Consider the following 11,862-nt stretch of genomic DNA (forward strand, 5'->3'; position numbering starts at 1 on the left):
TCGACGAAGGCGACGAACGGAACCTGTCGCTGGCGGCCTGTCTTTCAAGCCCTAGCGCGCTTTCCGCTCGCACGGAATCATGTGAGCGATGAGAAAGCGCGCAGGTTCAAAAAGCTGGAGCGCATCAGCTTTTGCAGAATGCGCTCTAGCGCGCTTTCCGCGCGCGCCCGAGCGTTTTTTCGACGTCGACGATGCGCGTCGTCGTGCGCAAGATGGTGTCGGGGTTCAGGCTGATCGAATCGATGCCGAGGCGCACCAGAAACTCCGCAATCTCAGGATAATCCGATGGCGCCTGGCCGCAGATGCCGCAATGACGCCCGTTGCGTTGCGCGCCCTCGACCGCCATGCGGATGATCGTCTTCACACCCTCGTCGCGTTCGTCGAAATCAAAGGCCACAATCTCCGAGTCACGATCGACGCCGAGCGTGAGCTGAGTGAGGTCGTTCGATCCAATCGAGAAACCGTCGAAATGTTGCGAGAAGGCGTCGATCAGCAGCACATTATTGGGTATCTCGCACATCACGAAAATCTCGAGCCCGTCCTTGCCGCGCTCGAGGCCGAGTTCACTCATCAGCGCGATGACCTTCTGGGCTTCGTCGATGCGGCGGCAGAAGGGGATCATCAATTTGACGTTCGTGAGACCGAGATCGTCGCGCACCCGCTTCATCGCCGTGCATTCCAGCGCAAAGCCCTCGCGATAATTTGGGTGGGCGTAGCGCGACGCGCCACGGAAACCGATCATCGGATTTTCTTCGTGACACTCGAAAACGTGCCCGCCCAGGAGCGAGGCATATTCGTTGCTCTTGAAGTCCGACATGCGCACGACGACGGGCTTGGGATAGAATGCGGCGGCAATTGTCGCGACGCCTTCCGACAGGCGCTCGACGAAGAATGTGCTGGGGCTCTCATATTGCGCCGTCAGCCGCTCGATTTCGGCGCGCTCCTTTGCGTCGAGACGTTCGGGGTGGATGAGCGCCATTGGGTGCGCCTTGATCGACTCGGCGATGATGAACTCCATGCGCGCAAGCCCGACGCCGTCATTGGGCAGCGCCGAAATGCCGAAGGCGATATCGGGGTTGCCGACATTCATCATCACATGCGTCGCGGGCCGCGCGAGATTGACGAGATCCGTTTTCACCACGTCGAAGTCGATCTCGCCCTCATAGACCTTGCCGACGTCTCCCTCGGCGCAGCTCACCGCGATGAGCTCGCCGGTGCGGATGACATGCGTCGCCCGGTCCGTGCCTACGATAGCCGGAATGCCGAGTTCGCGCGCGACGATCGCCGCGTGGCAGGTGCGCCCGCCGCGATTGGTGACGATGGCGGCGGCCGATTTCATCACCGTGCCCCAATCGGGCGAGGTGGTGTCGGCGACGAGAATCTCGCCCGGCAAGAAGCTCGACAACTCGGTGGAATGCGCGATGACGCGGGCCTTGCCGAAAGCGATCTTGGCCCCGACGGCGCGGCCTTCGACTTTCACCGCGCCGTGTTTCTTGACCTTATATTCCTCGACGACATTGCGGTTGCGCCGCGACGCGACGGTCTCGGGCCGCGCCTGCACGATATAGAGCTTGCCGTCGACGCCGTCCTTCGCCCATTCGATGTCCATCGGGCGATGTTCGCCCGCCTTGGCGCTGTAATGTTTCTCGATCTCGATCGCCTGGCCCGCGAGCGTCAGAACTTCGTCGTCCGTGATGCAGAATTTCTCCCGCTCTTTGCGGTCGGTGGGAATATTGCGCGTGGTCACGCGGCCGCCGCTGGAAAAGATCATCTTGATCTTCTTGGGGCCCAAAGCCCGTTTCAGCACGCCGCGCTTGCCTTGCGCATAGGTCGGCTTGAAGACATAAAATTCGTCGGGGTCGACCGCGCCCTGCACCACGTTTTCGCCGAGCCCATAGGCGCCGGTGATGAAGACGACGTCCTCGAATCCGGTTTCCGTATCGATGGTGAAAATCACGCCGGAGGCGGCGAGGTCCGAGCGCACCATCTTCATGACGGCGACCGAGTTGAACACTTTGAAGTGATCGAAGCCGTTATCGATCCGATAACGAATGGCGCGGTCGGTGAAGAGACTCGCGAAGCAATGGCGCACCGAGTCGAGCGTCGCCGCCTCCCCGCGAATATTGAGATAGGTGTCGTGCTGGCCGGCGAAACTCGCGCTCGGCAAATCTTCCGCCGTCGCGGACGAGCGCACCGCGACCGTCAGCTCTGCGCCATATTCTTCGGTCAGCCGCGCAAGCGCCGCGCGAATATCCGCTTCGACATCCGCCGGCAGGCCGGCGCCATAAACGATTTCCCGCGCACGGGCGGCGCGGCGGGCGAGATCATCAACGTCGTCCGGATTGAGCCCTTGCAACGATTCCTTCAGCGCGGGCCAAGCGCCGGCGGCGTCGAGCGCATGCCGATAGGCTTCGGCAGTGACGGCAAAACCATTGGGAATGAGAAGGCCTTTCGCCGTCAGCTCGCGATACATCTCGCCGAGCGACGCATTCTTGCCGCCGACGAGCGGCACGTCGGCGATCCCGATCTGCGAAAAGAAACGGACATAACGGCCTGCCTCGGTCTTCTCCGACGCGCGTGTGTTTTTGGTCGGCTGCATGTCTTCCTTCCCTCTCATTGGGCGCTTCCAGCGCCTCATGTCAGTTGGATAGCGAGTCGATTTTGCGACATTCAGCCTAACAGGGGCTTGCCTATTCGCCTTGGAGGCATTTAGCCGCGCGTCGCTCCAGCGCCGTAGCGGTCGAGAAGGTCGATGACCTCGTCGTCTTCCGTCTGGCTGAAATCGGCGTAGTAGCAGCCCACTCCTAGGAAATAGTCATGCGACTCCAGGCAGATAATCTCGTCGGCCTCGGCGCGTAGCTCGCCGAGACTTTCTGTTGGCGCCACCGGCACGGCGAGGATCAGCTTCTTCGGCGCGCGGGCGCGGACCGCCCGGAGCGCCGCGCGCGTCGTGGCGCCGGTCGCCACACCGTCGTCGACGACGATCGCAACGCGTCCTTTGGCGTCGGTGCGTTCGCGGCCGCCAAGATAGAGGCGTCGGCGGCGTTCGATTTCCGCAGTTTCGTGAGAGACAGCGCGGTGGAACTGCGTTTCGGTCACGCCCGCAAGCGCGATGACGTCCTCGTTGCGCGCGACGACGAGCTCGCCGCCATCCGCGATGGCGCCCATCGCCAGCTCGGGCTGAAAGGGAACGCCTATCTTACGCACCAGCACGAGATCGAGCGGTGCGCCGAGCGCCTTGGCGATTTGCGCGGCGACAGGAACGCCGCCGCGCGGCAAAGCGAAGACGACAGTGTCCGGGCCCCTGAAGCGCTCGAGCGCTGCGGCGAGGCGCTGGCCGGCTTCTTGACGATCCTGGAACGGCAAATCCTCCTCCCTTCGATTAAAACCCGCCGTCGAGCGCCCGCGCAGCGAGACCAAGATAACGATTTGCGAGAGGGGCCCATTTCTCCGGGTGGCGCGGCGACGCATCCAGCAGGTGCGCGATGGAAAGGCGCGCGCGCAGCGCCGCGCGCCAGGCGGCGTAAAGCCAGATCAAGTCCCATGGCGGGACGACCTCTTCCAAATGCGACGCAAGTGCCTCGATGAAGCGGCGCAACAAGTGGAGCGCGCCGAGTTGCGCGCATTCGACGCCCAGAAACGCCACCTCGTCGAACGGATCGACCTGACGCAGCTCGGCGTTGAATTCGAGGCAATCGAAAATGACCACTGGCTCGGTGAGACAAATATGTTCCGGGCGCAGATCGCCATGGCCATCGACGATTCGCCCTGCTGTGACGCGCGCTTCGAGCTGCGGACGTTGGGCGGCCAGGCGCGCGTCGAGCCGGTCGAGAATTTGCGGAGCGCCGTCGATTCCAGGATGCGTCAGCATTGCCCGGTTGATGTCCTGCTCTGCGGCGAAGCGCGCCATATATTGCTGGGGTCTGATTTTTGAGCGCTCCGTGCGCCGGTAGAATTGCGCGAGCGTTTCGCAGACAGCGGTAATCTGCGAGTCGCGCACGCCCTTTGTCCGGAGCAGCGCGTCGAGCATGAGCTCGCCCGGCAGGCGCCGCATTTCGACGAGCCAGTCGACGATCTCGCCCGTATCGCCAAATGATAGGCGATCGCCCAGCGCCTTGAGCGGCGTCACGTCGAGATAGACGTCTTCCGACAGGCGGCGGTTCAGGCGCAGCTCCTCGCGGCAATCGCGCTCGCGCGCCGCGATGGTCGAGAAGTCGAGAAAAGGATAACGCACCGGTTTCTTCAGCTTGTAGGCGCGCGCGCCGGCAAGGAAGACGTAGGACATATGCGTCTCGACCAGCTGGACCATGGCCGGCTTATGCGGATAGGCGGCGGGCGCGCAGAGAAAGCGCAGCTTATCGCGAATTGAAAGCGCGCTCTCCGAAGCGCCTGGTTCGAGCTTTGCAACCATTCGCATTCCCGCCCGTTCATCACATATGATAGGCCGCCTTCGATCATGATGGAAAAGGCCATGGCCTGGGACATATGGACGCGAAATCCTTTCGCTTGGCCGCTCTTGACCATGGAGATATGGCGCCGCGCGCTGGAAGAGGCCGCTTTTCCGGCGCCGGCGCCGGGCGTCGGCCCCGAGTGGTGTACGCCCAATCGGCTCTTGCTCGAGCTCAATGGGCTTCGGCTGTGGGATTTTTCGGTTTCGGACGCAGGCGCGCCCGTGCTTATCGTCGCGCCTTATGCGCTTCATGACGCTCAGCTTGCGGATCTCGCGCCGGATCACAGCATTGTTCAAGCTCTACTGCAAAATGGCTGTGAAAGGCTTTATCTCGCCGAGTGGAAGTCGGCCACGTCGGAAACGCGGCTTGTCGGCATCGACGCACAGCTTGCGGCGCTGAATGTCGCGGTCGACGACATCGGCGGGCCAGTCGATCTCATCGGCCCGTGCCAGGGTGGTTGGTTTTCCCTCGTCTATGCTGCGCGCTTTCCCCACAAAATCCGCCGTATCGTGGTCGCCGGCGCGCCAATCGATTTGCAGGCCGCATGTTCGGCCCTGTCCGAGCCAGTCGAAAAAACGACGAACCATGTGATCGATCGGCTGATCGAGAGCGGCGGCGGCATTGTGAAAGGCGAGCAGATGGCGCCGCTCTGGCCCAGAGAGGATTGCGAGGAGAGGCGGCTCGTCGACTCGCTGCAGCTCCGGCCGCCTTTTTCGTCGCCTCCTGAACAGGCCGCCGTCGTCGCCTTCCAGCGTTGGGACAAACGCGTCGTCGATCTGCCGGGCCCCTACTACCGCGAAGTGTTCTGCCGTCTTTTCCGTGAGAATCTACTGGCGCGGGGCGCCTTTCCGGCCTTGGGCAAGGCGGCGAATATTTGCGCCCTGGACAAGCCCCTGTTTCTGCTCGTCGGCGAGCATGACACGATCGCGCCGCCGGGGCAGGCTCTGGCCGGCGCGGATCTTGTCGCAGGCGCGGTGGAGACGGCGATCGCGCCATGCGGCCATCTTGCGCTTTTCATGGGGCGCAGCACGATTGCAAATGAATGGCCGCGCATCGCATCCTGGCTCGTGGAGGAATAGGCTCCGTCATGGGGAAGCTCTCTCTCTTTGCGCTGGGCTCCAGCCGCGCTTTTGGCGAGGCCGTCGCGCGTAGGCTTGGCGTTGATCTCGCGCCGCTCGAAGACCGCGCATTCGAAGACGGCGAATATAAGCTGCGCCCGCTTACGAGCGTGCGCGGCAATGACGCTTATGTGCTCTTCAGCCTGCATGGCGAAGCAGGCGCGAGCAGCGCCGATAAGCTGCTGAAGCTTCTGTTTTTCATCGGCGCGCTGAAGGATTGCGGCGCGGCGCGGGTGACGGCGGTTGCGCCTTATCTTTGCTTTTCGCGCAAGGACCGTCGCACCAAGCCGCGCGATCCCATCACAACGCGCTATGTGGCGCAGCTCGTCGAGGCCATGCGGACAGACGCGGTGATGACCGTCGACGTCCACAACATCGCCGCTTTCGAGAACGCCTTTCGTTGCGAGACGATTCCGCTCGACGCTCATGCGCTTTTCGCGCGCCACTTCGAGCCTCTGATCGGCGAAGCGCCCGCCGCGGTCGTCTCTCCCGATCTCGGCGGCGAAAAACGCGCGGAATTGTTTCGCCAACGGCTCGAGCGCATGTTGCGTCGCCCCGTCGCCAAGGCTTTCATGGATAAGACGCGCAGCGAGGGAAAGGTGACGGGAGAGATTTTCGCGGGGGATGTCGATGCCCGCGTCGCCATCATTCTCGACGATCTGATCGCGGGAGGCGGCACGGCGGCGCGGGCTGCGGCGGCATGTCGCACAAATGGCGCCGCGCGGGTTTTCGTCGCTGCGACGCATGGCGTCTTCGCCAAGGCCGCGGCGCAGACTCTGCGGGACGCGCCGATCGATGGCGTCGTCATTACAGACGCCGTGCCTTTGCATGGCGGCGACGCAACGGCGCAAGCGCTGGGAGAGCGCTTAACCATCGTTTCAGTTGCCGATCTCTTCGCGCAAGCGATCAGGCGGCGTCATGAAAACGGCTCGATCACCGAGCTGCTGGCCGAAGGCCCTTAGCCTGACCTTCACGCATTTGCTATAATGCGGCGGCAGAGTAGGGTGGACGTAAAGGGCCAGCCATGGACCAGCCTGTTACAAAGCGTAGCTCGGATGCTCCCCGCGCGCTTGAGCGCCGTGCGCCGCCGCCGCTCATGTCGTTGACGCGGCCACAATCTTTCGAGACCGTCGACCGCGTCGCGCAGGCGACCATCGCGCGCTTTACTCAGGGCATTTCGCCCCATGCGCAAATCTCGGCCTGGATAGACTGGGCGGCGCATCTCGCTCAGTCGCCGGGACGTCAGCTCGAACTGACGACGGAGGCCTTTTCGTCGGCCGCGCGGCTTGCCCATTTCGGCATGCATAATCTCGTCAGCGACAAGGCGGAGCGCCCCTTTGCGCCCGAGCCGTCCGACAGACGCTTCAATGATCCCGCCTGGTCGGCTTTTCCCTATCTCTTCTTCGAGCAGGCGTTTCTGTCGCAGCAGCAATGGTGGCGCAAGGCGACGAGAGAGTTGCGCGGCATGCGGCCGAACAACGCCGCGCGCGTTTCTTTTCTCGCGACGAAATATCTCGACGTCTTTTCGCCCTCGAACTTTCCTTGGCTCAATCCCGTCGTCATAGATCGAACGCAGCGGGAAGGCGGCGCCAATTTGCTGCGCGGGCTCGAATTTTTCATTCAGGATTTTCTCGACGTCGCGACGCAATCCGGCAATGGCGACAATGGCTATGAAATCGGCAAGGACGTTGCGGCGACGCCGGGCGAGGTGATCTTCCGCAACCACCTCATGGAGCTGATTCAATATCAGCCGACGACCGAGAATGTGGCAGCTGAGCCGATCCTGATCGTTCCCGCCTGGATCATGAAATATTATGTTCTCGACCTTGCCGCGCATCATTCGCTTGTGCGCTATCTGGTCGAGCGCGGCTTCACCGTGTTCATGATTTCCTGGCGCAATCCGACGGCCAAGGACCGCGACGTCGAGTTCGATGACTATCGCACCTTCGGCGTCATGGAAGCGATCGAGGTCGTCAACGCTGTCTTGCCCGGCCACAAGATCCATGCGGCCGGCTATTGTCTCGGCGGAACGCTGCTTTCGATCGCAGCCGCGACAATGGCGCGCGACGGCGACGATCGGCTGGCGTCGATGACGCTTCTCGCCTCGCAAACCGACTTCAGCGAGCCCGGCGACCTCATGCTCTTCGTCGATGCGGCGCAGGTTGCGTTCCTCGAAGATATGATGTGGGATCAGGGCTATCTCGACACGCATCAAATGTCCGGCGTCTTCATGGCGCTGCGCTCCAACGAGCTCTTCTGGGCGCGGGCGATACAGGAATATTTCTTGGGCGAAAGGGATCACGCCACGGATCTCATGGCCTGGAGCGCGGATCAGACGCGCATGCCCTATCTCATGCATTCGCAATATTTGCGCGGTTTGTTTCTGGAAAACCGGCTGACCGCCGGGCGCTACGCCGTCAATGACGACGTCATCGCCTTGAAGGATATTTCCGTTCCCATGTTTGTTGTCGGCACGGAGACCGACCACATCTCGCCTTGGCGCTCCGTCTATAAGGTTCACCTCTTTACGGATAACGATCTGACCTTCGTGCTCACCAATGGCGGGCACAATGCCGGCATTGTCTCCGAGCCCGGTCACGAAGGGCGGCGCTACCATCTCGCCGTGCGCCCGCGAAATGACCGTTATGTCAGCGCCGAGCATTGGCGCGAACGCGCCAAGCTTTTTGAGGGCTCATGGTGGCCGGCATGGGCGTCATGGCTGGAGCGCGAGAGCGCCAAGGAGCGCGTAGCTGCGCCCCAGATGGGCGCGCCGGAAAAAGGCTTCGTGCCACTCGAGCCCGCGCCGGGTAGATATGTTCATCAACACTGATCGAGGCGGCGGCCGCCCAAGCCTGCGCCTGCTTATTGGTCTGAACGTCGTTTATCCACATAAGTGTTGAGAAGGAAAACGAAATCGACCCGCAAAAGCGCGAAAACGGATTAAGCTTGCGCCCGTAGCGAATCGTTCAAGCGAGCTGGGAATTGCGCGAAGAGGGGATCGACATGGCGACGTTCAGGCCGGAAGAGGAAGATTCCATCTATATCGGACAAGGCGCCGAGCTAACGGGCGCGATCAAGGCGCGCGGCAGCGTCGTGGTCGACGGTTCGTTCGATGGCGAGATCGATTGTCGGCACCTTCTCGTTGGGCCGACGGGAGTCGTCAAAGGCAAGATCGAGGCGTCGACCGCCGACATCTCCGGTTACGTCAACGCCGACATTGCTGCGAGAGACTTGCTTGCAGTTCGCGCCATGGGCCGTGTCGAAGGCAAATGGGATTGCGGCGCCATCGAGGTGACGCGTGGCGGCGTGCTGAACGGCGCGGCGCATGTGTCCGAGACCGAGAGCGGTCGGCGCGTGGTCGAGGAGTTCGCCGAGACGAGAGTGGCGCTCATCGAGCGCGAAGAAGCGCCTCTGGCGCTCGAGCCGCCGCCAGAGCCCCGCAAGGTGACCAAGCTTCACCTCCGCTCGCCGCTGCGCTCGTCGCGCCGCTCGGTTGGGTGATAGTCCGTGACTTGGGTCGGTGTCATTCCCGACGCTCGCGTCGTTTGGACATACAGGGACTCACCGCCGTCATTGCGAGGAGGCGGAGCCGACGAAGCAATCCAGGGCCGCATCGCGGCCCTGGATTGCTTCGCTTCGCTCGCAATGACGGGCTCTGGGCAAAACCAGCGCTCTTGTTTGTGGCTCTGGATTCCGGTCGGGATTTCAGCCCGCCGGGAATGACACGGCCCGGAGCGCGCTGTTCAAACGGAAATAGTATTAAACCTCAACCTTCCAAATCTCTTCCGCATATTCTCGAATAGTGCGGTCGGATGAGAACCACGCCACGCGCGCGGTATTGAGAATCGCTGAGCGTCGCCACGCCTTCTGGTCGCGCCAGCGCGCGTCGACCTTGCGCTGCGTGTCGCAATAGCTGTCGAAATCCTTCGTAATCAGGAAGTGATCGTAATAGGTCAGCGTATCGACGAGCTGCGCATAGCGATGCGGATCGTCGGGCGAGAACATGCCGCTCGCCACTGCCTGCAGCGCTTCGGCGAGACGTGGGCTCGCCGCAATCGTCTCGCGCGCGTCGATCCCGCGCGCACGGCTTTCCGCCACCTGCTGCGCATTCAGGCCGAAGATGAAGATATTGTCGTCGCCGACATGTTCCTTGATTTCGACATTGGCGCCGTCGAGCGTGCCGATGGTCAGCGCGCCATTGAGCGCGAATTTCATATTGCCGGTACCTGAGGCTTCCATGCCGGCGGTCGAAATCTGCTCGGAGAGATCAGCGGCGGGGATGATGACTTCCGCCAGGCTCACATTGTAGTTCGGCAGGAAAACAATCTTGAGCAGATCGCGCGTCGCGGCGTCGGCGTTCACAACGCTTGCGACGCCATTGGCGAGCTTGATGATGAGCTTCGCTTGATGATAGCTCGCCGCCGCCTTGCCGGCGAAGATTTTCACGCGAGGCACGAAATCGCGGCTCGGCTGCGATTTGATGTCGAGATAGAGCGCGACAGCCTCCAGCACATTGAGGAGCTGGCGCTTATATTCATGGATGCGCTTGATCTGCGCATCGAAGAGCGCGTCGGGGTCGACTCTGACGCTGACGCTCTCGAAGATTTTAGTGGCAAGCCGCTCCTTGTTCTCACGTTTGGCGGCGGCAAAGCGGCTCTGGAAATCGGGATCGTCCGCGAAGGCTTCGAGCTTGTTGAGCATTGTGGCGTCGTCGAAGACGCTTGTTCCGATCGTCTCCGCCAGCAGGCGCGAGAGCGGCGGATTGGCCTCGAGCAGCCAACGCCGGAAGGTCACGCCATTCGTCTTGTTGACGATGCGATCCGGATAGAGGCGGTGGAAATCTTTGAAAACCGTTTCCTTCACCAATTCGCTATGCAAGGCGGAGACGCCATTGACCTTGTGCGAGCCGAGAAAGGCGAGATGACCCATGCGGACATGGCGTCCATTGTGCTCGTCGATGAGCGAGACGGAAGAGAGAACGCCTGAATCCGCGACGCCCTTCTCGCGCAACCCGTCGAGATGCATGGCGTTGATGAGATAGATGATCTGCATGTGGCGCGGCAGCAGCTTCTCCATCAGCCACACCGGCCAGGTCTCCAGCGCCTCGGGAAGCAGCGTGTGATTGGTATAGGCGAAGGTCTCCTGGGTGATCTTCCAGGCCTCTTTCCATTCGACGCCATGGACGTCGACGAGAAGGCGCATCAGCTCGGCGACGCCGATCGCGGGATGCGTGTCGTTGAGCTGGATCGCGGTTTGTTCGGCGAGTTTCGTGATGTCGCCGGTCTGTTTCATGTGGCGGCGGATGAGATCCTGCAGTGACGCCGAGACGAAGAAATATTCCTGCCGCAAGCGCAGCTCCTGGCCGGCAGGCGTCGCGTCGCTGGGATAGAGAATCTTGGAGATCGCCTCGGCGCGCACCTGCTCGGTGAGCGCGCCCACATGGTCGCCCTGGTTGAAGGCGTCGAGACGCAGCGGATCGAGGGCGCGCGCCGACCATAGGCGCAGCGTGTTCACATGCTTGCCGCGCCAGCCGACCACCGGCGTGTCATAGCCGACGGCGACAATCGTCTCGCCCGGCCGCCACACATGCGCCGCCGCGCCATCCGGCAGCCGCGTCGTCTCCACATGGCCGCCAAAGCCGATGTCATAGGTGATTTCCGGGCGCGGGAACTCCCAGGGGTTTCCGAAGGACAGCCAATCCTCGGGATATTCATGCTGCCAGCCGTCTTTGATCGTCTGGCGGAACAGTCCATGGTCGTAGCGGATGCCATAGCCGCAGGCGGCGATTTCCAGCGTCGCCATGCTGTCCATGAAGCAGGCGGCGAGGCGCCCCAGCCCGCCATTGCCGAGCGCAGCGTCGGGCTCGACGTCGCGCAGCTTCTCCAGATCGACCCCGAGCTCGGCGAGCGCGTCGCGCATGGCGGCGGTTAGGCCGAGATTGGTCAGCGTATCGATCAGAAGCCGGCCAATGAGGAATTCGAGCGAGAGATAATAAACGCGGCGGCGATCTTCGCTGTAATTGCGCTTGGTCGAGGCGAGCCAGGACTCGACCACCCGGTCGCGCGCCGCCAGCGCGGTGGCGACGAACCAGTCGCGCGGGCTGGCGGTCGCCGCGTCCTTGCAGATCGTGAAGGTGAGGCGATGCAGCACCTCTTCCTTCAGCGCGGCGACGGTTGCGGCGTGATTTGGCGGCGTGATGGCGTTCAAGGCGGTCTTTCTCTCCAGCGAAGGGCGCCGAGCCGCTCCATTCTCGAAAACAAAACCTGTGCCGCGCAGCGCGGGCATTTGGGAAG

Annotated in this window: 8 protein-coding genes; 4 read left to right on the forward strand and 4 right to left on the reverse strand. The window is 62.3% G+C overall.

From position 1 onward, the window contains the following. Positions 1-145: 145 nt before the first annotated feature. The 3 genes from ppsA to QNA11_RS16490 form a co-directional block, all read right to left on the reverse strand. Positions 146-2,599, reverse strand: a complete 2,454-nt coding sequence (gene ppsA, locus QNA11_RS16480) for a phosphoenolpyruvate synthase (protein WP_283483838.1) — start codon at positions 2,597-2,599, stop codon at positions 146-148. A 110-nt stretch (positions 2,600-2,709) separates the two neighbouring features. Further along, on the reverse strand, positions 2,710-3,366 hold the full coding sequence (locus QNA11_RS16485) for a phosphoribosyltransferase (RefSeq protein ID WP_283483839.1): 657 nt from the start codon (positions 3,364-3,366) through the stop codon (positions 2,710-2,712). 16 nt (positions 3,367-3,382) lie between these two features. Then, complete coding sequence (locus QNA11_RS16490; RefSeq protein WP_283483840.1) at positions 3,383-4,411, reverse strand: hypothetical protein; 1,029 nt, start codon at positions 4,409-4,411, stop codon at positions 3,383-3,385. Between the two features lie 60 nt (positions 4,412-4,471). Here QNA11_RS16490 and QNA11_RS16495 point away from each other — a divergent pair, with 60 nt between their 5' ends. The 4 genes from QNA11_RS16495 to QNA11_RS16510 all read left to right on the forward strand — a co-directional run bounded on the left by QNA11_RS16495 (position 4,472) and on the right by QNA11_RS16510 (position 9,070). After that, positions 4,472-5,530 (forward strand): alpha/beta fold hydrolase, encoded by a 1,059-nt coding sequence (locus QNA11_RS16495; RefSeq protein WP_283483841.1) that lies wholly within the window; start codon positions 4,472-4,474, stop codon positions 5,528-5,530. Positions 5,531-5,538: 8 nt separating this feature from the next. Then, positions 5,539-6,531 carry a ribose-phosphate diphosphokinase gene (locus QNA11_RS16500; protein ID WP_283483842.1) on the forward strand — a complete coding sequence of 331 codons (993 nt, stop codon included), beginning with the start codon at positions 5,539-5,541 and terminating at the stop codon, positions 6,529-6,531. A 62-nt stretch (positions 6,532-6,593) separates the two neighbouring features. Next, a complete protein-coding gene (locus tag QNA11_RS16505) occupies positions 6,594-8,399 on the forward strand; it encodes a PHA/PHB synthase family protein (RefSeq protein WP_283483843.1) in 1,806 nt (601 codons plus the stop codon). A 173-nt stretch (positions 8,400-8,572) separates the two neighbouring features. Then, entirely contained in the window at positions 8,573-9,070 is a 498-nt protein-coding gene (locus tag QNA11_RS16510) for a bactofilin family protein (RefSeq protein ID WP_283483844.1), read from the forward strand. Between the two features lie 258 nt (positions 9,071-9,328). Here the strand turns inward: QNA11_RS16510 and QNA11_RS16515 are convergent, their stop codons facing one another. Beyond that, entirely contained in the window at positions 9,329-11,854 is a 2,526-nt protein-coding gene (locus QNA11_RS16515) for a glycogen/starch/alpha-glucan family phosphorylase (protein WP_283483845.1), read from the reverse strand. Positions 11,855-11,862 lie beyond the last annotated feature (8 nt).

The organism is Methylocystis sp. JR02, from assembly GCF_030063565.1.
GTDB classification, from domain to species: domain Bacteria; phylum Pseudomonadota; class Alphaproteobacteria; order Rhizobiales; family Beijerinckiaceae; genus Methylocystis; species Methylocystis iwaonis.